The sequence below is a fragment of the Microbacterium algeriense genome, assembly GCF_008868005.1.
Lineage (GTDB): Bacteria > Actinomycetota > Actinomycetes > Actinomycetales > Microbacteriaceae > Microbacterium > Microbacterium algeriense.
In genome coordinates, this window is record NZ_WAAO01000002.1 from 718,276 (window position 1) to 742,041 (window position 23,766).

Consider the following 23,766-nt stretch of genomic DNA (forward strand, 5'->3'; position numbering starts at 1 on the left):
AGATGAGCGTCGTACGCGGCCCTAGGCTGGTCATATGCGACAGAATCCCAGCTTCACGCTGGCGGATGTGACCGAGATGCGCCGCGTGATCGACGCGAATCCCTGGGCGACGATCATGAGCGCGGGCGACGACGGACTCGTCGCCTCGCACTACGCGGTGCTGCTCGACGCGGCGAGAGACGACCTCACGATCGTCGGACACGTGGGGCGACCGGACGACCTCATCCACGGCATGGCGGAGCGCGAGATGCTGGTCGTGTTCCAGGGGCCGCACGGGTACGTCTCGCCGGGCTGGTACGGCCACGCGGCGGCCGTGCCGACCTGGAACTACACCGCCGTCCACCTCTCCGGCGTGCCGGAGATCCTGTCCACCGAGGAGAATCTCGCCGTGCTGGACCGCCTCGTCGAGCGGTTCGAATCCCGGTTGCCCGACCCTCGCCTGATGTGGGAGCGGCCGAATGACGAGGCCTTCGTCCGTCGGCTCGAAGCCGGCACGGTCGGCTTCCGGCTGACGCCCACGCGCGTGGTGGGCAAGCGGAAGCTCAGTCAGAACAAGCCGGCGGAGACGATCGAGACGGTGATCGCCGCGCTCGACGCCGAAGGGCCGTACCGCAACCCTGCCCTGGCCGGAGAGATGCGGCGCGCTCAGGAAGCGCGCGGGGGAGTGCGGCAGTGACCGGACGTGGCGACAGCATCGACATGGTGCGGGCGGTGCGGGTGGCTGGGCCCGGGCGCGAATTCCTGCTCGACGACGAGCCGGTCGACCTGTATCTGGCGGAAGGCCGCATCGTCGACATCGCACCGACGGGGGCGCTGCCGGCGCGCGGCCGGGTCCTCGACGGCGACGGCACGTGGGCGGTTCCCGGGCTCTGGGACAACCACGTCCACACCGTGCAATGGGCGCTGGCTGCGGAACGGGAGCCGCTCGGCGCCGTGACGTCGGCGGCGGAGGCGGCGCGCACGATGTCGAGCGCCGGGCTCCTCCCCGACGGACGCCGCGTGGGCAGCGGTTTCCGCGACGCCTTCTGGGGTGATGTGCCGAGCCTGCCCCTGCTGGACGACGCCACCGGTGCCGTGCCCACCTATCTCATCAACGCCGATGTGCACAGCGTCTGGCTGAACTCCGCGGCACTGGCGCGGGAGTGCTTCCGCAGCCCGGACGGCATGCTGCGCGAAGAGGACGCCTTCGAGATCTCTCGCCGCTTGAACGCGGTCGACCCCGAACACGGTGATCGCGCGGTGCGGCGCGCGGGGGAGCAGGCTGCCACACGGGGGATCACCGGTCTCGTCGACTTCGACATGGCTTGGAACGCGGATGCCTGGCCGCGGCGGGTCGCCGATGGATTCGCGGCGCACCGCGTGGAGTTCGCCGTGTATCCGTTCGACCTGGAGCGAGCGATCGCGGCGGGCCTGCGCACCGGACAGGCGCACGATTACACGGATGCGCCGTCGGAGGGCCGCGGACTCGTGCACACGGGATCACTCAAGGTGATCTCCGACGGCTCGCTGGGAACCAGGACGGCGGCCTGCTTCCACGCCTACCCCGGCGATCCGGCCAACTTCGGAGTGCTCACGGTGCCGCCGGAGGAGTTGACGGCGCTGATGACGACGGCGACCGGCGCAGGACTGGCGGTGGCGGTCCACGCGATCGGTGACCGGGCGCTCACTTCCGCGCTCGACGCGTTCACCACGACAGGCGCCGTCGGCTCCATCGAGCATGCCCAGCTCGTGCGGCACGCCGATCTTCCGCGCTTCCGTCGGCTCGGCCTGATCGCGAGCGTGCAGCCCCAGCACGCTCTGGACGATCGGGATCTCGTGGCCCGTCAATGGCCGGCCCAGACCGCCGTCGCCTATCCGCTGGCTTCGCTCCGTGACGCGGGCGCACAGCTCCGCTTCGGCTCCGACGCTCCCGTGGCCGACCTCGACCCGTGGCAGGCCATCTCGGCGGCGGTGACGCGGACGGACGACGCTCGCGAGCCCTGGCACCCGGAGGAGCGGCTCTCGGTGGATGAAGCGATCGAGGCGAGCGTGCGCTCAGCGATCCGGCCGGGAGAACCCGCCGACCTGGTGCTCTGCGGAGCCGACCCGCGCACCGCCGGCGGGTCGGAGCTGCGCTCGATGCCCGTCGTCGCCACACTCCTGGCGGGGCGGATCACCCACCTCTCGTGAGCCCCCTGACCTGCCGGTGAGATGCCGAAGGGGCGGTCCCCGGCGAACCGGGGACCGCCCCTTCGGGCTCGGACGGGATGTCAGGCGGCGATGTGCGAGACCAGGAACCAGCGGTCCTTCTCGAGCCCGCGCTGGATCTCGATCGCGACGTCCTGGCTGGTCAGGTCGACCTCGTCGAGTCCGTCGACGGCAGCCTTCACATCGACGAGGATCGCGTCGATGTCGGAGATCACGGCGCGGATGAGTTCGTCTGACTGCGCGAAGCCGGCTGCCACGGCGGTCGAACCGGCCTTCTCGGCGACGGCGGAGACGCGGGCGTCGATCGGCAGACCCAGCGCGACGATACGCTCAGCCGCGGTGTCGGCGAAGTCGCCGGCGTGCGCGACGATCGTGTCGAGAAGCTCGTGGACGCCGATGAAGTTCGCTCCGCGGACGTGCCAGTGGGCCTGCTTGCCGTTCACGGTCAGAGCCTGGAGGCCGAGCACGACGGGGGAGAGGAACTGGGCCGCGCCTGCGGCGACGGTCGGGTCGATGGCGGTGGTGGAAACGGTCTGTGCCTTGCTCATCTGGTGCTCCTCCGGGTCGGATTCTCATATCTGATGAAGACAACGCTACTCACGCTGAGACATTCCGCAAGCAAGCTGAGGCTCGGCTCACTTCCGCGTGTTTCCGCGGTGATGAGGGTAGTCTCGCCTCATGCGTATCGCCTCCGGGGCCTCCGTCCTCGCTCTGCCCGACCGCGTGCCGACGATCGACGAGGCCGCGTTCATCGCGGACGGAGCACGGATCGTCGGAGACGTCTCGCTCGCTGCGGGATCCAGCGTCTGGTACAACGCAGTGCTCCGCGGGGATTCGGCCTCGATCGTGATCGGCCCCGATTCGAACGTGCAGGACAACGTGTCTCTCCACGTCGACGCGGGCCATCCCGTCGTCGTCGGTGCGAAGGTGTCGATCGGGCACAATGCCGTCGTCCACGGCTGCACAATCGGCGACGGCACACTGGTCGGCATGGGCTCCGTCATCCTCAGCGGTGCCGTCATCGGCTCCGGGTGTCTCATCGCCGGCGGTGCCGTCGTGCTGGGTGGGACCGAGATCCCGCCCGGCTCCCTCGTCGCCGGCGTACCGGCCTCGGTCCGCCGACCGCTCACGGAAGAAGAACGCGCGGGCCTGATCGCGAACGCCGACATCTACCTCGAGCACGTCAGGACGCATGCCGCGACGACTCCCGTCTGAGCCCTCGGCCACTAGGCTGGAGCGCGTACGGGGCGGTGGCCAAGCTGGTTAAGGCAGTGGGCTCATAACCCAACGATCGCGGGTTCAAGTCCCGCCCGCCCTACTGCCTCCTATCGAGCGGCGCCGTAGTACTCGACGGTCGGGTTGGGGAGTCCGTCTCCGGTCCCTCGCCAGATTCCCCAGAATGTGACGGCGACGCTCTCGCCGGCCGCGAGGGGACCGCTCCAGAACAGCTTCTCATCGGACTCACGAACATCGGGACCGGGGTCCGGGTCCTCGCGGATGCCCCAGCGGCCGCTTGTCGATCGGATCGGAAAGGACGTGTAGGCGTCGTCCCGGACGCTGCCCAGCCGGATGACGAACAGGGCGTTCGGCGCGTCGATGCGGCTGTTGTTCGCCAACACCATCCGGAAGAGCGTCCATTGGCCGGGAGAGGGATCGGCGGCCGCCCCGTCCCAGGCTTCGTCGAAAGCGGGACAGCCCGCCGACGCACCCGGCACGCACCCGGATGCCATGTCCCAGGCGTAGTGGAAGGTGGGACACGCCGCAGCTGCGCCCGACACGCATGGGGGAGCCGGCGTCGGGTCGGACGCGGCCGGTGGCTGAGCCGCAAGAACGGGGGTCGCGGCGAGAAGCCCCGCGGCCAGGCTGGTCAGAATCGTCGTGTGCATCGCGTCCCTTTCCTCAGGCGTCCCTGTCCTGTCGAACAGGGAGGAGCGTGACAGCACGCTTGCACGAGCGCGGGAAGCCCAGAAGGACGTCAGCGAGCTTCGTAGCGGGATGCTGGAATGTGATCGCCCACGGAGCGCGCTCGTGCGCTGCGCGTAATCGAAACACCTCCGAGGCGTCACCTCACTGTGAGGGTCATCCTCTCCTCACCCCCGGTGCGCGGCACCGGGCGCCGGGCGGGGTGGCGCCTCACCTCCGGCCACCGTCCCGGCGGACGGGGACCGCTCGTGCTCCTCGGAACGGCACGGTCGGTCCCCGTCGACCGCACGGCGGAGGTGAAGACAGAAGGGCACCACCGTGAACAAGACGACTTCGATCCGCCGACGTGCGCTCAACGGAGGGGTGGCCGCCGCACTCGCCCTGGGCGCTGTCGCAAGCGGGAGCGCGGCCAGCGCGAGCACGGTGACCTCTGGCGATGCGTCGGACACCGTCGTGCGCAGCGGGGGCTCCGCTGCTGTCGTGCAGGCGCTGAATCCGGCATGCCTCTCGTTCCAGTACACCTTCAACTCGCGTCCCACCGATCCGCGTCCTGGCGACGTCGTCACCTACCGGATGGAGTTCGTCAACAACGGCAGCGTCGACTCCACCAAGAGCGAGATCGTGTTCGGCCTCGGCGGGGTGCTCGACGATTCCAGCTGGGACACGGCGAGCCTCGGCGCGACCGTCGGAGGCGCCACGGTGTCCGGGGACACCGTCACCTGGAGGGGACCGCTGGCCTCCGGCGAGAGGGTCGTGATCGCGTTCACCGGGATCTGGCACGGCGACGGCGACGGACTCGCCTTCCCTCGGGTCGAGTCATACGGCTACGCCCGCTGACGCGTCGGCACAGGCGAAGACGCGAGACGAGACCGCGGTCTCGTGTCAAGCCCCTCCCCGTGTCCGTCTGCGCCCGCCATCCTGCGATAGGCGCGGCATTGCGCCGCAGAACAGGAGGCAACATGAGCATCGGCAGCGGAATCGCACTCTTCGTGATCGGAGCGATCCTCGTCTTCGCGGTGAACGTCGATGTGCCGTGGGTGAACCTCGACATGGTCGGCTACATCCTGATGGGCGCAGGCGTGATCATCTTCCTGATCGGCATCGTGCTGCTGGCACGCCGCCGCCGGACGGAGAGCGTCTCCCGGACCTACGTCGACCCGGCGACGGGTGAGCCGACCACGCGCCGCTCGGTCAGCTCCAGCGGTGACGACACGCTGTGACCCACCGCGGATGACGGGGCGGGAGGGCTTCTGCCCTCCCGCCCCGTTCGTCACTCGACAGGTGCCTCGAGATGCTCCTCGACGAGGGTGATGCCCCCGCTCGAGTTCGCGGAGTGGGCGAGTTCCTCGATCCACCGGCGGCTCAGTTCGGGCGTCTCCGGCTCCTGGAAGACGAAACGCAGCGGAATCGACGGGTGCAGCCACAGCGTGGAGCGTCCGGGCGCGTCGCCGTCAGGGTGCCGCCATGACAGCGTGAAGCTCTCGTTCCGACGCAGCTTCGTCGCGATGACGACCTTGAGATGGGCGAGAGCGCGATCCTCGATCTGGATCGGAGTCTGCGCGTCGCCGTAGTACAGACTGCCCATCAGCGGGCCGGTCCTTCGACGATGTGCGGGGCACGGAACATGGAACTCCTCGACGGGGATTCGCCGACCGGTATACGCGGACGGGGTATTTCGAACTCTAGCCAATAAATCGCCCCACGCAGGGCATGCACGGCGACCCGCCGTCGGACGCGAACAGAATCTTCGTTCGCTGTCACACCTCCGCGACCCGCGGTGCGGCGCCGTATGCCTGGCGATACGCCGCGGCGAAGCGCGAGGAGTTGCTGAAACCCCACCGGCGAGCGACCGCGCTGACGGAGGGACCGACGCCTTGGCGGAGTTCCCGGTGTGCGCCGGCGAGGCGGGCTCGGCGCAGCGCCTCGGCAGGGGTGATGTCGAGGGCTCGACGGAAGGCGTACTGGAGACCCCGGGTCGAGATGAACGCAGCCGCTGCGACGTCGTCGATCGTGATGGCCAGGTGGGCGTTCTCATCGATGAAAGCGAGCGCGCGTCGGACCGTCGACGGCGCTGCGCCTCGCTGGACGGGCCGCGTCGATGTCTCGCCGAACGTCGTGGGGAACGCCGAGAGCGTCATCATCAGGGCATGCCGCTCCAACTCGGCGATGAGGAGGGGTTCCGCCTGCGCATCCTCCATGGCGCTCTCGATGTAGGCGAACGCGCGCTCCCAGCTGCGTGCGGCGTCGGCCGAGTGCGGTGAGAGTCCCGTCGTGCGCAGCTCCAGGCGATCGTCGCCGGTCAGCAGCCGGGCGCTCTGCTGCGCCGCACGGCGGTCGAAGACGAAGGCGCGCACGCGGGCGGCGCGATCCCACTTCGCCTCGATCAGGGCGCCATCGGATATCCACGGGCGACCGGCGTCGAGAGACCGGCCGCGCGACCACACGCGCGCGTCAGCGGCATCGACACGGCAGACGAGGATCTGGTCCACCGGTTCCGCCCTCGAATGGACCTGAGCGGCGAGGCGGTAGTTCACGAGCGAACCGCTCACGAGCTCCTCCGAGTGCCAGTCGAATCGGAAGCGATGCGGATCGGCGTCCTGCAGGGAGGAGGACGGCACGAACTGCTGCCAGGTGGCCTCGACCTGTGCCAGATCCGTGGACGTGAACCGCATGCTGCTCCTCGTGACGTCGCTCCCGAGAGCGATTCCGAGTGTAACCACGGCGGCTGGGAACGTCTCCCACGATAGGGCCGACCGCCGACACGCCTGGTGGCCGCGAGGCTCGTAGACTCGGAGCATGACCGTGCCATCTCCCTATGCAGAGCGACTCCGGAGACTGCCGGTCACGCGACACGAGGTCGCCGTGCGAGGGGGCACCACCGCGTACTGGGTCTACGGCCCGGAGGACGCGGAGACGACCGTCATCGCGGTGCACGGTTTCCGCGGGGAGCACCATGGCCTCGAGCCTGTTCTGGCGTTCCTGCCGGAGGTGCGTGTGATCGCCCCCGATCTCCCCGGATTCGGCGAATCCGCCCCGCTGCCGGGGCGCCGTCATGATCTCGACGAGTACGCCGGGTGGCTCAGGGACTTCGCCGCGACCGTGGCGCCGGGAGCCGTCGTGCTCGGTCACTCCTTCGGCTCGATCGTCGCCTCCGCTGCGGTCGCGAAGGGATTGTCGACCCCTCGTCTGATCCTCCTCAACCCGATCGGCGCTCCCGCTCTCGAGGGGCCGAAGGGCGTGATGACCCGTCTGGCCGTGCTGTACTACGCGCTCGGCGCGCGCCTTCCGGAGAAGCTCGGCACCGCATTGCTGCGCAACCGCATCATCGTCCGGGTCATGAGCATCACGATGGCGAAGACGGGGGATCCCGTGCTCCGTCGCTTCATCCACGACCAGCACGACACCTATTTCTCCCGGTTCTCCGATCGAGACGTGCTGAGGGACGCCTTCGTCGCGAGCGTCTCACACGATGTGCGTGAGTTCGCTCCGGCTATCCAGGCGCCCACCCTGCTCGTGGCGGCCGAGCGCGACGACATCACGCCGATCGAGGCCGAGCGTACGCTCGCGACGCTGTTTCCGGACGCGTCCCTGGTGGAGATCGCGCACGTCGGTCACCTGATCCACTACGAGACTCCGGCTGAGGCGGCCGGCGCCATTCGGCGCTTCCTCAGGATTCCCGTCGCGCGAGGCCGATGAGGCCGGCGACCCGGAACGGGATGACCTCGCCCATCGCGAGCGACGTCTCGGTGCGCTCCACGCCTTCGATCGACAGGATGCGCGCGTCGGTGTCGAAGAGGTGCCGTGCGTCACGGCACGCCACCCGCGCGAGCAGATCGATGGATCCGCTCAGGCCGTGCGCCTGGACGACCTCGGGGATCCTCGCGAGCTCGTTGATGATGCGTGGAAGCTCGGTCTGCCGCACACCGATGCTCACGAACGCCTGCAGCGGGAACCCGAGCACCTCCGGCGCGAAGGATCGCTCGTAGGACAGGAAGATCCCGCTCTGCTCCAGACGGGCCATGCGCGCCTGGATCGTGTTCCGTGACAGTCCGAGGCTCTCGGCCAGCGCGACCACGGTGATGCGCGGATCATCGGCGAGAGCGGCGAGAAGCTCGAGATCGGTGCGGTCCAGTCCAGGCATAGTGCCAAACCCTAGCAGGTGGGGTTGCCGCAGAATTGAGCAACATGCTCAGAGGCCATGCAATTGCTTGAGCGAGGTGTTGAGCAGACGTACGCTCAGAGCGTGCCGGTGATGACGCCGGCGTCAAAGAGTGGGCCCTCACGAGGGGCTGCTCGGGACGAGGAGGACGATGATGTCGCCGCAGATCACCCCCATCGCAGACACCGCGCAGGATCTGGAGCTCTCCGAGCGCATCCTGGCTCCGGACGGCAGTCGCGTCCCGAATCCCCGGCTCGACCCGTTCGTCGCCGACGTCGATGACGCCCAGCTGCGCTCGCTGCTCCGCGACATGATCATCCTGCGTCGCATCGACGCCGAGGGCGTCGCTCTCCAGCGGCAGGGGCAGCTCGGGCTGTGGGCGCCGTGCCAGGGGCAGGAGGCCACGCAGATCGGCACGGCACGGGCGCTCTCCCCGCAGGACTTCGTCTTCCCCAGCTACCGGGAGACCGGCGTCATCTACTCCCGCGGCGCGCAGCCCGCCGACTACGTGCGGATGTGGCGCGGCGAGGAGGGCGCCTCCTACGATCCGGCCGTGCTCGGGATGGCACCGCTGCAGATCATCATCGGCGCTCAGACGCTCCACGCCGTGGGGTATGCGCTCGGCATCCAGCATGACGGGACCGACGAGGTCGCCGTCACGTACTTCGGGGACGGCGCGACCAGCCAGGGCGACGTCAACGAGGCCATGATCTTCGCGTCCTCGTACCAGGCGCCCGTCGTGTTCGTCTGCCAGAACAACCACTGGGCGATCTCGGAGCCGGTGACCGTCCAGTCCCAGTACCCGATCGCCGGCCGTGCCCCCGGATTCGGGATCCCGAGCGTCCGCGTCGACGGCAACGACGTGCTCGCCTGCATGGCGGCCATGCGGTGGGCCCTCGACCACGCGCGATCCGGCAAGGGGCCCGCGTACATCGAGGCGGTCACGTACCGGATGGGTCCGCACACGACGGCGGATGACCCGACGCGCTACCGCGACGAGGCCGAGCTCGCGTCCTGGCGTCGCCGCGATCCGATCACCCGGCTGGAGGCGCACCTCCGTGCCGCGGGGGAGCTGAGCGATGACGACGTCGCCGAGACGCAGGCGGCCGCTGATGCGGTCGCGAAGGAGATGCGCGCGGCGTGCCTCGGCATGGTGACCCGCCCCGCACTGGCCGTGTTCGACGGCGTGTATGCGGAGCCGCACGCGGGACTTGACCGTCAGCGCGCCGAGTACGCCGCGTACCTCGCCACGTTCGAGAGCGGGGTGTGAGCATGACCGAGATGACTCTCGGAAAGGCGCTCGGCGCCGGGCTCCGCCGTGCGATGCAGGACGATGACAAGGTGGTCCTGCTGGGGGAGGACATCGGCCGGCTCGGCGGCGTCTTCCGCATCACCGACGGACTCCTCGACGAGTTCGGCGCCGCACGCGTGATCGACACTCCGCTCGCGGAGTCCGGCATCGTGGGCACGGCGGTGGGTCTGGCCTTCCGCGGCTACCGCCCGGTCGTCGAGATCCAGTTCGACGGCTTCGTCTATCCGGCGTTCGACCAGATCGTCGCGCAGGTCGCGAAGCTCCACTACCGCACGCAGGGACGGGTGAAGATGCCCCTCACCATCCGGATCCCGTGGGCGGGTGGGATCGGTGCCGCCGAGCATCACTCGGAATCGCCGGAGGCCTACTTCGTGCACACCGCGGGCCTTCGCGTCGTCGCGGTCTCCAACCCGCAGGACGCGTACCGGAGTCTGCGGCAGGCGATCGCGTCCGACGACCCGGTGATCTTCTTCGAGCCGAAGCGCCTCTACCACCACAAGGGGGAGGTCGAACTGGACGCGCCGCTCGCCGATGCCCCGCCGATGGGACTCGCCCGGGTGGTGCGCGCCGGCACCGACGCGACCCTCATCACATACGGCGCCATGGTGTCGACCGCGCTCCAGGCTGCGGAGGCCGCGGAAGACGAGGGCATCTCGCTCGAGGTGATCGATCTGCGGTCTCTGTCCCCGGTCGACTACGACTCCGTCGCCGCCTCCGTGCGCAAGACGGGGCGTGTGGTCGTCGCCCATGAAGCGTCGAGGGAAGCCGGTGTCGCCGCCGAGGTGATCGCCAGCATCACGGAACGCTGCTTCGAATACCTCGAGTCCGCGCCGCTGCGCGTGACGGGTCACGACGTCCCCTACCCGCCGGCGAAGCTTGAGAAGTATCACCTGCCCGACCTGGATCGACTGCTCGACGCGGTGGACCGGGTGCTGGACCGACCGAACAGCCTGACGGGAGCGGACGCATGATCGCAGAGTTCCGTCTGCCAGACCTGGGAGAGGGCCTCACCGAGGCCGAAGTGGTGCAGTGGCTCGTCGCCCCGGGTGACGCCGTGACCTTGAACCAGACCCTCGCCGAGGTCGAGACCGCCAAGGCGGTGGTGGAGCTGCCATCGCCCTATGCAGGCACCGTCTCGACGCTGCACGCCGACGCGGGAGAGACCGTCGCGGTGGGCGCTCCGCTCATCGCCTTCGACGTGCAGGGCGACGAGGATGCGCCGGACTCCGACGGCGCGGCGGAGAAGACTCAGCCGAACCTCGTCGGCTACGGTGCCGCCCCCGCGACGTCCGGCCGTCCCGCGCGACGAGCTCGTCGTGTCGGCCCCGCGGCGGCACCGGTCGACACCGCCGTGCTCGAAGCGGCTCCGCACGACGCCTCGCCGTCCCCTGCCGTCGAGGCCGTGATCGAGCGGCCCCGATCGACGCCGCCCGTCCGCGCTCACGCCAAGCGCCTGGGTGTCGACCTCGTCCTGGTGGCCGCCGAGGTCGGAGACCGCGTGATCACCCGCGGCGACGTGGATGCGTATGCGGAGCGGGTCGGTGCCGCGACGGCACCGCGGACGGATGTCGGATCGCCACAGGCTCCCGCGGAGCCGGGGACGGCGGCCGGCCTCGACCGGACGGAGCGCGAGACGCGCATCCCGATCCGCGGGGTGCGCAAGCACACGGCGGCGGCGATGGTGCAGAGCGCGTTCACCGCACCGCATGTGACGGTCTTCCACACGGTCGACGTCACCGCGACGATGGAGATGATCGCTCGCTTCCGCGGCGACAAGGCACTCGCGGCACACCGCATCGGACCGCTCGCGGTGGTGGCGAAAGCGGTCTGCCTCGCCCTCGGCCGCGCGCCGGGACTCAACTCCCGATGGGACGAGGCCGCGGGCGAGATCGTGCAGTACCACTTCGTGGACCTCGGGATCGCCGCCGCGACCGATCGGGGGCTGATCGTGCCGATGATCCGGGATGCGGAGCGGATGACGCTGCCGCAGCTGGCCGATGCGATCACCGCGCTCGCGGAGACCGCACGCGCAGGCCGGACCTCGCCTGCGGAGCTGGCCGGAGGGACCTTCTCGATCTCGAACATCGGCGTGTTCGGCGTCGATGCCGGCACCCCCATCCTCCCGCCCGGTCAGTCCGGGATCCTCGCGGTCGGAGCGGTGCGGCGACAGCCGTGGGAGTTCCGGGGCGAGATCGCCCTGCGCGAGATCATGACGCTCAGTCTCTCGTTCGACCACCGGCTGGTCGACGGCGCGGAAGGCGCGGCCTTCCTCACGTCGGTCGCGGGCCTCCTGGAGGATCCGGGTCGGGCGATGCTCCTCGCGTAGCTGCGCGCAGCGCCGCCTCCGCCATCGCGATCAGGACGCTCGCGGTGGCGGAGTGTCGCCGCGCGGTCGCGCGGGTGCTGTGCGGAGTCGAGTTGATCAGTCCGAAGCAGGCCTGGACCCGGAGCCGCAAGGCGTCCCTGTCGTCGGCGAGGGTCTCGTCGAGAGCGGCGAGGGCGTCCATCCACAGTTCGATGTACGCGCGCTGCAGACGGCGCACCTCGGCTCGATCGCTGTCCGACAGGTAGGCGACGTCACGGTCCTGCACCTGGATGACCTCGGCATTGCCGAGCGCGAAGTCGACGTGGAAGCGGATCAGTCCGTGCATGCGCTTCTCGGGTTCGGACACGTCGGTGCCGACCTCGTCGCCGCCGCGCAGCAGGTCTTGGCTGACCTTGATCAGCACGGCGCCGAGCAGGGCCTGCTTCCCCGCGAAGTGCCGGTACACCGCGGGTCCGGACACGCCGACGGCTGCACCGATCTCCTCGAGGCTCACCCCGCTGTAGCCCCGGGCGGCGAAGAGACGTGCAGCCGCGTGCAGAAGGGCGTCGGAGCGCTCCGCCTTCGCGCGATCCCGTGCGGTGACCGGGGTTGTCATCTCAGTTAATCCTCGCTAACCTGAAGCATCGGGTTAGTGAACACTAACCGAAAGTGCATGCACCGCGCCAGGCCCTCGGCCGCGCGGACGTGGGTCAAGGAGGACATCACGATGCCCGCTACCCAGGAGTCCCTGGCGCAGGAGCTGCGCGACCGTCTCGCCGTGGCCGCCAGGGGAGGCCCGGAATCGTCGCGCGAGCGGCATGTCGCTCGGGGCAAGATGCTTCCCCGCGACCGCGTCGCACGCCTGCTCGACGAGGGCAGCCCGTTCCTCGAAGTGGCGCCGCTCGCGGCCCACGGGCTGTATGGGGGAGAGGCTCCCGGAGCCGGCGTCATCGCCGGGATCGGACTGGTCCACGGCCGACACGTCATGGTCGTGTGCAACGACGCGACCGTGAAGGGCGGGACGTACTTCCCCCTCACGGTCAAGAAGCACCTGCGGGCGCAGGAGATCGCGTTGGAGAATCGCCTGCCGTGCCTCTACCTCGTCGACTCCGGCGGAGCCTTCCTGCCCAGACAGGACGAGGTGTTCCCCGACCGCGAGCACTTCGGACGCATCTTCTTCAACCAGGCCCGGATGTCGGCGGCCGGCATCCCGCAGCTCGCCGCGGTGCTCGGTTCCTGCACGGCAGGCGGCGCCTACGTACCGGCGATGAGCGACGAGACGATCATCGTCCGCGGGCAGGGCACGATCTTCCTCGGCGGCCCACCGCTGGTCAAGGCCGCGATCGGCGAGGTCGTCACGGCCGAAGAGCTCGGCGGCGGAGAACTCCACGCCCGCCGCAGCGGCGTCGTCGATCACCTCGCGGAGGACGACGAGCACGCGCTCGAGATCCTCCGCGACATCGTGGCCACCCTCCCGCCGCCCGTCGCACCCGCGTGGGACGTGGCGGAGAGCCGTGCCCCGTCCGAGCAGGGCTCGCTGTACGACGTCGTGCCCGTGGACGTCAACGCCGCCTATGACGTGCACGAGGTCATCGAGCGACTGATCGACGCCGACACCTTCCTCGAGTTCAAGCCCGAGTACGGCACCACACTGGTGACCGGGTTCGCGCGACTGCACGGGCATCCGATCGGCGTGATCGCCAACAACGGCGTCCTGTTCAGCGAATCGGCCCTGAAGGGCGCGCACTTCATCCAACTGTGCGACCAGCGCGGCATCCCCCTGCTCTTCCTGCAGAACATCACCGGGTTCATGGTCGGCTCCGACGCGGAGGCCGGCGGCATCGCGAAGGACGGCGCGAAGATGGTCACGGCCGTCGCCAGCACGCGCGTTCCCAAGCTCACCGTCATCATCGGCGGGTCGTTCGGCGCCGGGAACTACTCGATGTGCGGGCGGGCGTACTCGCCGAGGTTCCTGTGGAGCTGGCCGGCCAGCCGGATCTCCGTGATGGGCGGCCCTCAGGCGGCCTCGGTGCTCGCCACGGTCAAGGAGGACCAGCTCGGCGGTCGCGGAGAGAGCTGGAGCGACGAGCAGCGTGCGGCCTTCGAGGCCCCGATCCGCGAGCAGTACGAGCAGCAGGGCGAGCCGTATTACGCCACCGCGCGGCTGTGGGACGACGGCATCGTCGATCCCGCGCAGACCCGCGACCTGCTGGGTCTCGCCCTCGACGTGGTCGCCCGCAGCCCCCTGCCCGAGCCGCGTTTCGGCCTCTTCCGGATGTGAGTGCGATGTCTTCCTCCCGAGCTGTCTCCTTCCACACCGTGCTCGTCGCCAATCGCGGCGAGATCGCCCGGCGCGTCATCCGCACGCTGCGGGCGCTCGGCATCCGCAGCGTCGCGGTCTACAGCGATGCCGACGCCGCGGCACCCCACGTGCGCGAAGCCGATGTCGCCGTCCGGATCGGGCCGGCGCCCGCAGCCGAGTCCTACCTCGACATCGATGCGGTGATCGCGGCCGCCCGCCGTACCGGTGCGCAGGCGATCCACCCCGGCTACGGCTTCTTGTCCGAGAGCGTCGGACTGGCGGAGGCGTGCGCGGAGAGCGGCATCGTCTTCGTCGGGCCCTCGGTCGAGGCGCTCCAGATCATGGGCGACAAGGCGCGCGCCCGGGAGCACGTCCTGCGGTACGGCGTCCCGGTCGTGCCCGGCTTCGACGCAAAGGGCCCTTCCGACCTGGAGATCGCCGAAGAGGCGGAGCGGGTGGGCTACCCCCTTCTGGTCAAGCCCAGTGCCGGCGGCGGCGGGAAGGGCATGGAGGTCGTCTTCGATGCCGGAGGACTCGCATCCGCACTCGCCTCGGCTCGCCGCGTGGCGTCGGCGGCGTTCGGGGACGACTCCCTCATCCTCGAACGCCTCATCCGCCGCCCGCGCCACATCGAGGTGCAGGTCTTCGGCGACGCGACCGGGAAGGTGGTGGCTCTCGGCGAGCGCGAGTGCACCCTGCAACGTCGGCATCAGAAGGTCATGGAGGAGGCGCCGTCCGCCGGGATCCCGATGCCGACCAGAGAGCGGCTGCTCTCCGCCGCGGTGCTGGCGGCCGAGAGCGTCGCGTACGTCGGGGCGGGGACCGTCGAGTTCCTGATCGACGCCGACGCGCCCGACGACGTCTTCTTCATCGAGATGAACACCCGGCTCCAGGTCGAGCATCCCGTGACGGAGGAGGTCACCGGCCTTGATCTCGTCGCGCTGCAGCTGCGAGCGGCGGACGGGCGTGCGCTCGACATCGACGTGCACGTGCACGGTCACGCGGTGGAGGCCCGCGTGTACGCCGAGTCGCCGGAGCGCGGCTTCCTTCCGTCCACCGGCTCGGTGCTCCTGTTCGAGGCGCCCCCGGGAGTGCGGGTGGACGCGGCTATCGAGACCGGCAGCGATGTGACGGGGTTCTACGATCCGATGATCGCGAAGGTGATCGCCTTCGCCGAGGATCGCGAGACCGCACTGGCGCGGCTGGACGAGGCGCTGTCCCGCACGGTCGTGCTGGGCGTCGAGACGAACATCGCGTTCCTGCGCACGCTGTGCCGCAACCCGCGTGTCATCGCCGGCGATCTGGACACCGGTCTCATCGAGTCCCTGCTCCCGATCGAGCCGCAGGCACCGTCGCGCGCGCAGGTCGCCGCCGCGTCCGCCGCGAGCCGGACGGAGGCTCCGATCCGGACGAGTCCGCTGTGGCGGGATCTGCCGGGATGGCGGCTCGGCGCGGATCATGCGGAGCGCGCTCCGTTCGTGGTGCTCACCGACTCCGAGGAGCTCGTGGAGTACGACGGCGCGGCGGGCGCACTGCCGCAGGGCGTCCGTGCGGCCGTGGACGCGGACCGTGCGGTCTGGGTGGCGGAGGAGGGGCGGACGGTGCGCCTGCGCCCCCTCGACAGGCGCGCCCGGCTGCGTCGCCGTCTCGCCGACGGCGTCGCCGGATCCACCGCCACGGAGCCGGAGGGACGAGCCCCCATGCCCGGGAGCGTCGTGGCGGTGCATGTGACGGACGGAGCGGAGGTCTCAGCCGGAGCCCCGCTCGTCTCGATCGAGGCGATGAAGATGGAGCATCAGGTGCTCGCGCCGCACGACGGCGTGGTGCGGCTGCTGGTCGCCGTGGGCGATCAGGTGCGGCGCGATCAGCCGGTCGCCCGCGTGACGACGGAGGAGAGATGAGCATGGAAGACCTGTCCGAGGAGGAGCGCGAGCTCGCCGCGATGGTGCGGGATTTCGCCGACACCGTGGTCGCGCCGCAGTCCTATGAGGCTGATAGGACGCACACCCTGTCCATGGAGGTCGTCTCGCAGATGGGCGATCTGGGGCTGTTCGGGCTCCCGTTCCCCGAGGAGTACGGCGGGCAGGGCGGCGACTACATGGCGCTCGGCATCGCGATCGAGGCCCTCGGCCGCGTCGACCAGTCCATCGCCATCACGCTCGAGGCCGGCGTGAGCCTCGGCGCCATGCCGATCCACCGTTTCGGCACCGACGCTCAGCGTCAGGAGCTGCTTCCCGACCTGCTGGCCGGACGCGCACTCGCGGGCTTCGGGCTCACCGAACCCGAAGCAGGCAGTGACGCCGGCGCCACCAGGACCACGGCCCGGCTCGACGGCGACGAGTGGGTGATCGACGGATCCAAGCAGTTCATCACCAATTCGGGGACGCCGATCACCCGCTTCGTCACCGTCACCGCCGTGACCGGGAGCGAGAACGGTCGCAAGGAGATCTCGACGATCATCGTCCCGAACGGCACGCCGGGGTTCACCGTCGAGGCGCCCTACGACAAAGTCGGCTGGAACGCGTCGGACACGCATCCGCTGACTTTCGACGGCGCGCGGGTGCCGGCGGCGAACCTGGTGGGCGAGCGGGGGAGCGGCTTCCGCAACTTCCTCAGCATCCTAGACGAGGGCCGGATCGCCATCGCGGCGCTCTCCACCGGGGCCGCGGAAGGATGCCTGGAGGCGGCCGTCGACTACGCGAAGAGCCGCACGATCTTCGGCAGTGCGCTCAGCACGCGCCAGAACGCCCAGTTCACGCTCGCCCGGATGCGGGCACGTGTGCACACGGCCCGGCTGGCATGGCACCACGCCGCTCGTCTGCGCGATGCCGGGAAGCCGTTCGCGGAGGCGGCGGCGATCGCCAAGCTCGTCGCCGGAGAGGCCGCGATGGACAACGCGCGGGATGCGACGCAGATCTTCGGCGGGAACGGCTTCATGAACGAGTTCCCGGTCGCCCGCCACTACCGTGATTCGAAGATCCTCGAGATCGGAGAGGGCACCACCGAGGTGCAGCTGCTCGTGATCGCCCGGGGTCTCGGACTGGCCGGGTAGCGTGGCTTCATGCGCCGCTCGGAGCGACCGGAAGGAGCCGACGTGACGACCACCGACATCCTGCAGAGGGGGCTGTACTACGAGGAGTTCGCGGTCGATGCCCGGTACCTGCACCGGCCGGGCCGCACGGCGACCGAAGCGGACAACGTGCTGTTCACGACGCTGACGATGAACACCCAGGCACTCCACCTCGACGCCGCGTTCGCCGATGCCCAGGCACCCTTCCACGCGCGGCTGATGAACTCCATGTGGACGCTCTCCACGATGGTGGGCTCATCGGTCGCACAGCTGACGCAGGGGACCCTGGTCGCGCAGCTCGGCTTCGGCGACGTGGCCTTCCCGCATCCGCTCTTCGCCGGTGACACGCTGTACACCGAGAGCGTCGTCGTGGACAAGCGCCTCTCCTCGTCGCGACCGGGTCAGGGGATCGTGACGATCGCGCACACGGGCCGCAATCAGGACGACACGGTGGTGGCGACGGCCGTCCGGACCGTGCTCGTGCACCGTCTGCCGGAAGGGGGCGCATCATGACCTTCGACCTCGGACCGGCGCTGCTGTTCTGCCCTGCGGATCGCCCGGAGCGGTTCGGCAAGGCGCTCGACCGTGCCGATGCGGTGATCCTCGATCTCGAGGACGCGGTGCTTCCGGAGGCGAAAGCCGCCGCGCGGGAGCACCTCGTCGGCGCAGACCTCGACCCCGCACGCGTGATCGTGCGGGTGAACGCCCCGGCGGGTGAAGACTTCGGCGCGGACCTCGAAGCGGTGGCCAGAACCGCTTTCCGCACGGTCATGGTCGCCAAGACGGAGAGCGCGGACGCCCTCTCGACGTTCTCGGAGGACTATTCCGTGATCGCGCTGTGCGAGACGGCGCGCGGCATCCATGCGGCGGCGGAGATCGCGGCCCACCCCCGGATCGTCGGCATGATGTGGGGGGCGGAGGACCTGGTGGCCTCGCTCGGCGGGACGTCGTCGCGGCGTCCGGATGGCGGTTACCGGGACATCGCCCGCCACGCCCGATCGCGGGTCCTGCTCGAAGCCGGGGCGCAGGGGAAGGCGGCGATCGACGCGGTGCACATCGACATCGACGACGTCGCCGGACTCGAGGAGGAGGCGCGCGATGCGGTCGCCTCCGGGTTCCGAGCGACCGCGTGCATCCACCCGGCGCAGGTCGAGGTGATCCGCGCCGCCTACCGGCCGGACGAGGCGACGGTCGCCTGGGCGCGCGACATCCTTGCCGCGGCCGAGGGGGAGCGGGGCGTGTTCCGTTTCCGAGGACGCATGGTCGACGAGCCCGTGCTGCGCCACGCGCGCTCGGTCATCGTCCGCGCCGGCTGAGCGCGGAGAGGGGGCGGATCAGAGGACCGGGCTCTCCTCGAGAAGTCGCAGATACCCGGGCGCGGCGACGAAGCGATGGACCGAGCCGTTCTTCAGCACCTCGCCGTCGCGCGGGAGGGTCCCGCCAGAGACGTGATCGATCACGGCGCGGATGACGCCGCCATGGGCGACGACGAGGACGGACTCGGCACGCGGCGAGGAGCGGCGACGCGCCTCCCTGGCGATCGCGTGCAGAGCCGAGATCGCGCGCTCTCCGACCTCGTGGAGGGACTCGGCGCCGGGGACCTCGGCGTGCCAGTCCCCGTAGGTCTGGATGTAGTCGGGGACGAGCATTCCCTCTCCGTCGCCGAACTCGCGCTCGCGCAGGTCGGGCACGATGCCCGTGATCTGCAGGCCGAGCCGCTCCGCGATGATCTCGGCGGTCTCCCGCGCGCGCAGCAGCGGACTCGTGTAGACCGCGTGGTGCGTGCTCCCGGCGAGCTTCTCCGCCGCCCAGCGCGCATCCTCGCGGCCGGTGTCGTTGAGGGGGATGTCGGTGGACCCCTGGATCCGCCGAGCGAGATTCCAGTCGGTCTGACCGTGGCGGATGAGGGTGAGGTGGGTCACGGGAGCAGCTCCTGGAGGGCGGGAAGGACGTCACTGGTACCGGCGGCGATCGTGAGATCCGCCCAGGCGTCCGCGCGGGTGGGTTCGCGGTTCACGATGATGAGGGGGATGCTGCGTCGCCGCGCCCGCTCGACGAGGCGCACGCCCGAGTTCACCACGAGCGACGAGCCGGCGACGATGAGCGCCGAACTCGATCGCAGGAGGGACTCCGCCGCACGGAACCGCCCCTGGGGAACGTACTCCCCGAAGAACACGACGTCCGGCTTCAGCATCCCGCCGCACACGGTGCAGACGGGGACGATGAAACCGTCCGTGGTCTCCGGGAGGACGTCGCCGTCGGGGTTGAGCGCCACGTTCTCCGGGACCGTGATCCACGGGTTGAGCTCTTCGATCTGCACCGCGATGTCGCGGCGGTCGAACACCTGGCCGCAGTGCAGGCAGAGGACCCGGCGCATCGTGCCGTGCACCTCGATCACGTGCGAGCTGCCCGCGCGCAGATGCAGTCCGTCGACGTTCTGGGTGATGACGCCGGAGACGCTCCCCGCGGCCTCGAGCTGGGCGAGGGCGATGTGCCCCGCGTTGGGCTCGGCGCGGGCGAAGGCACGCCACCCGAGGTGACCGCCCACCCAGTACCGGCGGCGGGCCGCTTCGTCGCCGAGATAGGTCTGGATCGTCATCGGATCGCTGCGGGTCCTGGCGCCTTCGCCGCGGTACGCGGGGATGCCGGAGTCGGTGGAGATGCCGGCCCCGGTGAGGAGGGCGATGCGCCTGCCCCGCAGCAGGTCGGCGGCGCGGGCGACAGCGGCCGACAGCTCGGCGGGGCTCGACACGCTCACAGGACCTCCTCCGGCAAGTCTACGGGGCGCTTCCGACCCCGCGCCCTGTCCTCGACGCGGGGGAGCGCGCTCCGGATGGCAGAGTGGTCGGGTGGAACTCCTGCATGTGGACGACGCCGACGATGCTCGGCTCGACGACTACCGCTCGCTCACCGACACCGCACTCCGCGCGGCGCGGGAGCCCGAGGGCGGTCTGTACATCGCGGAGTCCGCGAAGGTCATCGCGCGCGCTGTCGAAGCCGGGCACCGCCCGCGATCGGTGATGGTGCAGCGGCGCTGGGTGGAGGGGATGCGCGACCTGCTCGACTCGGTCGACGTCCCGGTCTACGTCGTGCCGGACGCCGTGGCGGAGGCGGTGACGGGGTTCGCCGTGCACCGCGGCGCACTCGCGTCGATGCACCGACCGTCGCTGCCCGCCGTCGCCGACGTGCTCGCCGATGCCTCGCTCGTGCTGGTGCTGGAGGACATCGGCGATCACACCAACGTCGGCGCCGCATTCCGCGCGGCGGCCGGGCTGGGCGCCGACGCTGTGCTTGTCTCTCCGCGGTGCGCCGATCCGCTCTACCGCCGCAGCGTGCGGGTGAGCATGGGAACCGTCTTCCAGGTGCCGTGGACCCGCATGCCGGATTGGGCGTCGGCTGTGGCGGACCTGCACGGGGCGGGCTTCGACGTCGCCGCCCTCGCCTTGAGCGAAGATGCCGTGACGCTCGACGCCTACGTCGCTCGACGCCCGGAGCGCGTCGCCCTGGTCCTGGGCTCGGAGGGGGACGGGCTCTCGCGGGCGGCGATCGAGAGCGCTGACACGGTGGTGACGATCCCGATGTCCGGGGGAGTGGACTCGCTCAACGTCGCCTCGGCTGCCGCCGTCGCACTCTGGGCGTTGAAGAGCTGACCGTCAGTCCCGCTCGGGCAGGATGACGGGGGCCGGCTCAGGGCGCTTGGCCGCGATGTGGTCACCCGACGACTGGTGGCGGAGCCGGCGCAGCACCCAAGGGACCAGGTGCTCGCGCGCCCAGCCGAGGTCCTCCGAGCGCGCCGCACGCCAGGTGCGCAGCGGGAGAGGCTCGGGCTGCATCGCCTCCAGGTCGTTCGGGACGTTCAGCGCCCGCAGCACCATACGCGCCACCTCGTGATGGCCGAGCGCGTTGTAGTGCAGCCGGTCGTCGTCGAAGAAGCGCATGTCCTGCACGACCTTGAGCGCCCACTGGTCGGCGACGATGCAGTCGTGGCGCTCGGCGATCGCCCGCACGTTCTCGTTGTAGATCGCGACCTTGCCGCGGAACGGGCGGAACACCGGGGTGAAGCCGGTGTCGATCCCGGTGAACAGGAGCACCGCCGCCCCGGTCGACGACAACCGGGCCACGGCGTCCTCGAGCTGGTTCGCGATCGCGTCGGGATCGGTGCCGGGGCGGATCACGTCGTTGCCGCCGGCGCAGATCGACACCAGATCGGGGCGCAGCGCGACGGCGGGCTCGACCTGGTCGGCGACGATCTGCGCGATCAGCTTGCCGCGTACCGCGAGGTTCGCATAGGCGAAGTCATCCACCTGCGCCGCGAGCACCTCGGCGACACGATCCGCCCATCCTCGGTGACCACCGGGTGCCGCCGGGTCGGGGTCGCCGATGCCCTCGGTGAACGAATCGCCGATCGCCACGAACCGGCGCCACGGGTGCGCCGTCTCGTTGGGGACGTAGGGGGTCCGCGTCGAATCCTGATCGGTCATCCCGCTCTCCTTCACGAACGATCCGCGCTGCGGCGGCGACCGCAGCGCAGTGACCGAGCCTACCCGCCGCGACGTGGTGAGGGGAGGGCGCGCGCCGGACACGCGGCGTGCGACGCGGTGTCCCCGACAGCGTTTATCGTGGAGTCGATGCTCTCTCCGTCCTTTCCCCAGCGTGCTCCGTGGGGTACCGCAAGCAAGCTGCGCGCCTGGCAGCAGGAGGCGCTCGAACAGTACTTCCAGGCGGACCAGCGCGACTTCCTGGTCGCCGCGACGCCCGGCGCCGGCAAGACGACATTCGCGCTGACCCTCGCAGTGGAGCTCATGCGCATGGGCGAGGTCAACCGGATCATCGTGGTCGCGCCGACCGAGCACCTCAAGACGCAATGGGCCGACGCCGCCGCGCGCGTGCACATCCGCCTCGACCCGCGCTTCCGCAACAGCGACTGGGCGCCGGCCCGGCACTATCACGGCGCCGTGGTGACGTACGCGCAGGTCGCCGCCAAGTCCTCCGTGCACCGGCACCTCACCGAGGATGCGCAGACCCTCGTGATCCTCGACGAGGTGCACCACGGCGGAGACGCCCTCAGCTGGGGTGACGCCATCCGCGACGCCTACGGTCCCGCGAAGCGGCGCCTCCTGCTGTCCGGAACCCCGTTCCGCAGCGATACGGCACCGATCCCTTTCGTCGAGTACCACCCCGACGAGTCCGGCGCACGGGTGTCGCGCACCGACTACAACTACGGCTACGGACGCGCCCTCGCCGACGGTGTCGTGCGCCCCGTGCTGTTCCACATGTACGCGGGCAAGATGCGCTGGCGCACGAGCACGGGCGACGAGCTCGAGACGCACCTCGGCCAGGACAACACGAAGGACGTCACCTCCCAGGCCTGGCGCACCGCGCTGGATCCGGAGGGCGAGTGGATGCCTGCCGTGTTGTCGGCAGCCGACCGGCGCCTCACCGAGATCCGCCACCACGTGCCCGACGCCGGTGGACTCGTGCTCGCGACCGATCAGACCGTCGCCAGGGCGTACGCGAAGATCCTGCACAGCATCACGGGACAGCAGCCCACGATCGTGCTCTCCGACGACGCGACGGCGTCGGAGCGCATCGAGAAGTTCAGCGCCAGCGACGCACGGTGGATGGTCGCGGTGCGGATGGTGTCCGAGGGTGTCGACGTCCCCCGGCTCGCGGTCGGCGTCTACGCGACGTCGTCGTCCACCCCGCTGTTCTTCGCCCAGGCGATCGGCCGCTTCGTGCGAGCCCGCCGACGCGGTGAGGCGGCGAGCGTGTTCCTGCCTCAGGTCCCGGTGCTCATGGGGCTCGCGAACGAGATGGACAAGCAGCGCGACCATGCGCTCGATCGCCAGTCCAAGGAGGACGACGGGCTGGACGACTCCCTGCTGGAGAGCGCGAACCGCGAGGAGGAGACCTCCGACGCGCTGACGCAGGAGTTCACCTACCAGGCGCTGTCGTCGGTCGCGCACTTCGACCGCGTGGTCTTCGAGGGGCAGGAGTTCGGTCAGCTCGCGGAGCCGGGCACGCCGGAGGAGGAGGAGTTCATCGGGTTCCCCGGCCTCCTCGAGCCGGAGCACGTCCACGAGCTGCTCATGCAGCGTCAATCGCGACAGTCCCGACTGCGCGAAGCACGGGAGGCGTCCGCCGGACCGACCGAGTCGACCACCCTCCCGCCGCCCCTCCATCGCACGCTGAAGGAGCAGCGCCAACTGCTCAACAGCCTGGTCGGGCTGTATGCCCGCCAGAGGGGCGAACCGCACGGCGCCGTGCATGCCGAGCTGCGCCGCATCTGCGGCGGTCCTGCGGTGGCGCAGGCGACCGTGACCCAGCTGCAGGCGCGCATCGAAGTGCTGCGCAAACGCGTCCGCTCCTGACCGTCCCTGCACGTCGAGGTGACGACGCGCGGCGCCGGTGTTCGGATGCCCGAAATGCTGTCAATCCGCGTCCTGACGCGGCTCCCCAGCGCCTCCGCGGCTAGCGTGGAACGGTTGCCCGCGGACCGGGCTCCGTG

25 protein-coding genes and 1 tRNA gene are annotated in these 23,766 nt (G+C 70.2%); 17 read left to right on the plus strand and 9 right to left on the minus strand.

The genetic code is table 11. From position 1 onward, the window contains the following. The first annotated feature begins 34 nt into the window (after positions 1-34). Positions 35-676, plus strand: coding sequence for an FMN-binding negative transcriptional regulator (locus F6A08_RS11060; RefSeq protein WP_151459460.1), 642 nt, complete (start codon positions 35-37; stop codon positions 674-676). Next, positions 673-2,169 (plus strand): amidohydrolase, encoded by a 1,497-nt coding sequence (locus tag F6A08_RS11065; RefSeq protein WP_192576753.1) that lies wholly within the window; start codon positions 673-675, stop codon positions 2,167-2,169. The genes F6A08_RS11060 and F6A08_RS11065 overlap by 4 nt, the downstream gene beginning before the upstream one ends. Before the next feature lie 80 nt (positions 2,170-2,249). Here the strand turns inward: F6A08_RS11065 and F6A08_RS11070 are convergent, their stop codons facing one another. Continuing rightward, complete coding sequence (locus tag F6A08_RS11070) at positions 2,250-2,735, minus strand: Dps family protein (protein ID WP_017202063.1); 486 nt, start codon at positions 2,733-2,735, stop codon at positions 2,250-2,252. A gap of 130 nt (positions 2,736-2,865) precedes the next feature. On the opposite strand from F6A08_RS11070, the gene F6A08_RS11075 reads away from it, so the two are divergent. Together F6A08_RS11075 and F6A08_RS11080 are read left to right on the plus strand one after the other, a co-directional pair. Further along, complete coding sequence (locus F6A08_RS11075; RefSeq protein ID WP_124895505.1) at positions 2,866-3,402, plus strand: gamma carbonic anhydrase family protein; 537 nt, start codon at positions 2,866-2,868, stop codon at positions 3,400-3,402. A 29-nt stretch (positions 3,403-3,431) separates the two neighbouring features. Continuing rightward, positions 3,432-3,505, plus strand: a tRNA-Ile gene (locus tag F6A08_RS11080). Between the two features lie 7 nt (positions 3,506-3,512). Here the strand turns inward: F6A08_RS11080 and F6A08_RS11085 are convergent. Next, positions 3,513-4,073 carry a hypothetical protein gene (locus F6A08_RS11085; protein WP_124895506.1) on the minus strand — a complete coding sequence of 187 codons (561 nt, stop codon included), beginning with the start codon at positions 4,071-4,073 and terminating at the stop codon, positions 3,513-3,515. Positions 4,074-4,428: 355 nt separating this feature from the next. Here F6A08_RS11085 and F6A08_RS11090 point away from each other — a divergent pair, with 355 nt between their 5' ends. Next, positions 4,429-4,947: a DUF7927 domain-containing protein gene (locus F6A08_RS11090; protein WP_151459461.1), complete on the plus strand. Its 519-nt coding sequence runs from the start codon at positions 4,429-4,431 to the stop codon at positions 4,945-4,947. A 122-nt stretch (positions 4,948-5,069) separates the two neighbouring features. Next, positions 5,070-5,330 (plus strand): DUF6458 family protein, encoded by a 261-nt coding sequence (locus F6A08_RS11095; protein WP_017202067.1) that lies wholly within the window; start codon positions 5,070-5,072, stop codon positions 5,328-5,330. A 50-nt stretch (positions 5,331-5,380) separates the two neighbouring features. Here F6A08_RS11095 and F6A08_RS11100 read toward each other — a convergent pair whose 3' ends face one another. Both F6A08_RS11100 and F6A08_RS11105 read right to left on the minus strand, forming a co-directional pair. After that, a complete protein-coding gene (locus F6A08_RS11100; protein WP_017202068.1) occupies positions 5,381-5,695 on the minus strand; it encodes a DUF7882 family protein in 315 nt (104 codons plus the stop codon). Positions 5,696-5,867: 172 nt separating this feature from the next. Continuing rightward, positions 5,868-6,782 (minus strand): helix-turn-helix transcriptional regulator, encoded by a 915-nt coding sequence (locus F6A08_RS11105; RefSeq protein ID WP_151459462.1) that lies wholly within the window; start codon positions 6,780-6,782, stop codon positions 5,868-5,870. 124 nt (positions 6,783-6,906) lie between these two features. Between F6A08_RS11105 and F6A08_RS11110 the strand changes: the two genes are divergently transcribed. After that, complete coding sequence (locus tag F6A08_RS11110) at positions 6,907-7,806, plus strand: alpha/beta fold hydrolase (RefSeq protein WP_151459463.1); 900 nt, start codon at positions 6,907-6,909, stop codon at positions 7,804-7,806. On the opposite strand, the gene F6A08_RS11115 is transcribed toward F6A08_RS11110, so the two are convergent. Next, positions 7,778-8,251, minus strand: a complete 474-nt coding sequence (locus F6A08_RS11115) for an Lrp/AsnC family transcriptional regulator (RefSeq protein WP_017202071.1) — start codon at positions 8,249-8,251, stop codon at positions 7,778-7,780. The genes F6A08_RS11110 and F6A08_RS11115 overlap by 29 nt on opposite strands. Before the next feature lie 172 nt (positions 8,252-8,423). Between F6A08_RS11115 and pdhA the strand changes: the two genes are divergently transcribed. The 3 genes from pdhA to F6A08_RS11130 are packed head-to-tail and all read left to right on the plus strand — an operon-like array spanning position 8,424 to position 11,907. Further along, the gene (gene pdhA / locus F6A08_RS11120) at positions 8,424-9,539 is read left to right on the plus strand and encodes a pyruvate dehydrogenase (acetyl-transferring) E1 component subunit alpha (protein WP_164479626.1); all 1,116 of its coding nucleotides are present in this window, start codon (positions 8,424-8,426) and stop codon (positions 9,537-9,539) included. A 2-nt stretch (positions 9,540-9,541) separates the two neighbouring features. After that, the gene (locus F6A08_RS11125; protein WP_026049705.1) at positions 9,542-10,552 is read left to right on the plus strand and encodes an alpha-ketoacid dehydrogenase subunit beta; all 1,011 of its coding nucleotides are present in this window, start codon (positions 9,542-9,544) and stop codon (positions 10,550-10,552) included. Continuing rightward, the gene (locus tag F6A08_RS11130) at positions 10,549-11,907 is read left to right on the plus strand and encodes a dihydrolipoamide acetyltransferase family protein (RefSeq protein WP_151459464.1); all 1,359 of its coding nucleotides are present in this window, start codon (positions 10,549-10,551) and stop codon (positions 11,905-11,907) included. Before F6A08_RS11125 ends, F6A08_RS11130 begins: the two co-directional genes overlap by 4 nt. Here F6A08_RS11130 and F6A08_RS11135 read toward each other — a convergent pair. Further along, entirely contained in the window at positions 11,852-12,502 is a 651-nt protein-coding gene (locus F6A08_RS11135; protein ID WP_017202075.1) for a TetR/AcrR family transcriptional regulator, read from the minus strand. The genes F6A08_RS11130 and F6A08_RS11135 overlap by 56 nt on opposite strands. A 111-nt stretch (positions 12,503-12,613) precedes the next feature. Between F6A08_RS11135 and F6A08_RS11140 the strand changes: the two genes are divergently transcribed. The 5 genes from F6A08_RS11140 to F6A08_RS11160 are packed head-to-tail and all read left to right on the plus strand — an operon-like array spanning position 12,614 to position 18,574. Then, positions 12,614-14,167 carry a carboxyl transferase domain-containing protein gene (locus F6A08_RS11140; protein WP_225855811.1) on the plus strand — a complete coding sequence of 518 codons (1,554 nt, stop codon included), beginning with the start codon at positions 12,614-12,616 and terminating at the stop codon, positions 14,165-14,167. Between the two features lie 5 nt (positions 14,168-14,172). Continuing rightward, entirely contained in the window at positions 14,173-16,089 is a 1,917-nt protein-coding gene (locus F6A08_RS11145) for an acetyl/propionyl/methylcrotonyl-CoA carboxylase subunit alpha (protein ID WP_151459465.1), read from the plus strand. Next, positions 16,086-17,240 carry an acyl-CoA dehydrogenase family protein gene (locus tag F6A08_RS11150; RefSeq protein WP_151459466.1) on the plus strand — a complete coding sequence of 385 codons (1,155 nt, stop codon included), beginning with the start codon at positions 16,086-16,088 and terminating at the stop codon, positions 17,238-17,240. The genes F6A08_RS11145 and F6A08_RS11150 overlap by 4 nt, the downstream gene beginning before the upstream one ends. Positions 17,241-17,249: 9 nt before the next feature. After that, entirely contained in the window at positions 17,250-17,771 is a 522-nt protein-coding gene (locus F6A08_RS11155; protein ID WP_151459467.1) for a MaoC family dehydratase, read from the plus strand. Continuing rightward, positions 17,768-18,574, plus strand: coding sequence for an HpcH/HpaI aldolase/citrate lyase family protein (locus F6A08_RS11160; RefSeq protein WP_151459468.1), 807 nt, complete (start codon positions 17,768-17,770; stop codon positions 18,572-18,574). The genes F6A08_RS11155 and F6A08_RS11160 overlap by 4 nt, the downstream gene beginning before the upstream one ends. Positions 18,575-18,592: 18 nt before the next feature. Here the strand turns inward: F6A08_RS11160 and F6A08_RS11165 are convergent, their stop codons facing one another. Then, on the minus strand, positions 18,593-19,180 hold the full coding sequence (locus tag F6A08_RS11165; RefSeq protein ID WP_017202081.1) for a histidine phosphatase family protein: 588 nt from the start codon (positions 19,178-19,180) through the stop codon (positions 18,593-18,595). Further along, positions 19,177-20,016 (minus strand): Sir2 family NAD-dependent protein deacetylase, encoded by an 840-nt coding sequence (locus F6A08_RS11170; protein ID WP_151459469.1) that lies wholly within the window; start codon positions 20,014-20,016, stop codon positions 19,177-19,179. Before F6A08_RS11170 ends, F6A08_RS11165 begins: the two co-directional genes overlap by 4 nt. A gap of 91 nt (positions 20,017-20,107) precedes the next feature. Here F6A08_RS11170 and F6A08_RS11175 point away from each other — a divergent pair, with 91 nt between their 5' ends. Then, complete coding sequence (locus F6A08_RS11175) at positions 20,108-20,908, plus strand: TrmH family RNA methyltransferase (RefSeq protein ID WP_151459470.1); 801 nt, start codon at positions 20,108-20,110, stop codon at positions 20,906-20,908. A gap of 3 nt (positions 20,909-20,911) precedes the next feature. On the opposite strand, the gene F6A08_RS11180 is transcribed toward F6A08_RS11175, so the two are convergent. Next, a complete protein-coding gene (locus F6A08_RS11180; RefSeq protein WP_151459471.1) occupies positions 20,912-21,739 on the minus strand; it encodes an SGNH/GDSL hydrolase family protein in 828 nt (275 codons plus the stop codon). Positions 21,740-21,886: 147 nt separating this feature from the next. Between F6A08_RS11180 and F6A08_RS11185 the strand changes: the two genes are divergently transcribed. Beyond that, positions 21,887-23,629 (plus strand): DEAD/DEAH box helicase, encoded by a 1,743-nt coding sequence (locus F6A08_RS11185; RefSeq protein WP_017202085.1) that lies wholly within the window; start codon positions 21,887-21,889, stop codon positions 23,627-23,629. Positions 23,630-23,766: the final 137 nt, after the last annotated feature.

Bases quoted from the DNA above. Each gene is read 5' to 3' on its own strand.
- F6A08_RS11160 (WP_151459468.1), top strand. From the start codon at position 17,768: ATGACCTTCGACCTCGGACCGGCGCTGCTGTTCTGCCCTGCGGATCGC.
- F6A08_RS11060 (WP_151459460.1), top strand. From the start codon at position 35: ATGCGACAGAATCCCAGCTTCACGCTGGCGGATGTGACCGAGATGCGC.
- F6A08_RS11130 (WP_151459464.1), top strand. From the start codon at position 10,549: ATGATCGCAGAGTTCCGTCTGCCAGACCTGGGAGAGGGCCTCACCGAG.
- F6A08_RS11100 (WP_017202068.1), bottom strand. From the start codon at position 5,695: ATGGGCAGTCTGTACTACGGCGACGCGCAGACTCCGATCCAGATCGAG.
- pdhA (WP_164479626.1), top strand. From the start codon at position 8,424: ATGTCGCCGCAGATCACCCCCATCGCAGACACCGCGCAGGATCTGGAG.
- F6A08_RS11075 (WP_124895505.1), top strand. From the start codon at position 2,866: ATGCGTATCGCCTCCGGGGCCTCCGTCCTCGCTCTGCCCGACCGCGTG.
- F6A08_RS11085 (WP_124895506.1), bottom strand. From the start codon at position 4,073: ATGCACACGACGATTCTGACCAGCCTGGCCGCGGGGCTTCTCGCCGCG.
- F6A08_RS11145 (WP_151459465.1), top strand. From the start codon at position 14,173: ATGTCTTCCTCCCGAGCTGTCTCCTTCCACACCGTGCTCGTCGCCAAT.
- F6A08_RS11110 (WP_151459463.1), top strand. From the start codon at position 6,907: ATGACCGTGCCATCTCCCTATGCAGAGCGACTCCGGAGACTGCCGGTC.
- F6A08_RS11105 (WP_151459462.1), bottom strand. From the start codon at position 6,782: ATGCGGTTCACGTCCACGGATCTGGCACAGGTCGAGGCCACCTGGCAG.
- F6A08_RS11140 (WP_225855811.1), top strand. From the start codon at position 12,614: ATGCCCGCTACCCAGGAGTCCCTGGCGCAGGAGCTGCGCGACCGTCTC.
- F6A08_RS11125 (WP_026049705.1), top strand. From the start codon at position 9,542: ATGACCGAGATGACTCTCGGAAAGGCGCTCGGCGCCGGGCTCCGCCGT.
- F6A08_RS11095 (WP_017202067.1), top strand. From the start codon at position 5,070: ATGAGCATCGGCAGCGGAATCGCACTCTTCGTGATCGGAGCGATCCTC.
- F6A08_RS11180 (WP_151459471.1), bottom strand. From the start codon at position 21,739: ATGACCGATCAGGATTCGACGCGGACCCCCTACGTCCCCAACGAGACG.
- F6A08_RS11185 (WP_017202085.1), top strand. From the start codon at position 21,887: ATGCTCTCTCCGTCCTTTCCCCAGCGTGCTCCGTGGGGTACCGCAAGC.
- F6A08_RS11155 (WP_151459467.1), top strand. From the start codon at position 17,250: ATGCGCCGCTCGGAGCGACCGGAAGGAGCCGACGTGACGACCACCGAC.
- F6A08_RS11070 (WP_017202063.1), bottom strand. From the start codon at position 2,735: ATGAGCAAGGCACAGACCGTTTCCACCACCGCCATCGACCCGACCGTC.
- F6A08_RS11150 (WP_151459466.1), top strand. From the start codon at position 16,086: ATGAGCATGGAAGACCTGTCCGAGGAGGAGCGCGAGCTCGCCGCGATG.
- F6A08_RS11115 (WP_017202071.1), bottom strand. From the start codon at position 8,251: ATGCCTGGACTGGACCGCACCGATCTCGAGCTTCTCGCCGCTCTCGCC.
- F6A08_RS11135 (WP_017202075.1), bottom strand. From the start codon at position 12,502: ATGACAACCCCGGTCACCGCACGGGATCGCGCGAAGGCGGAGCGCTCC.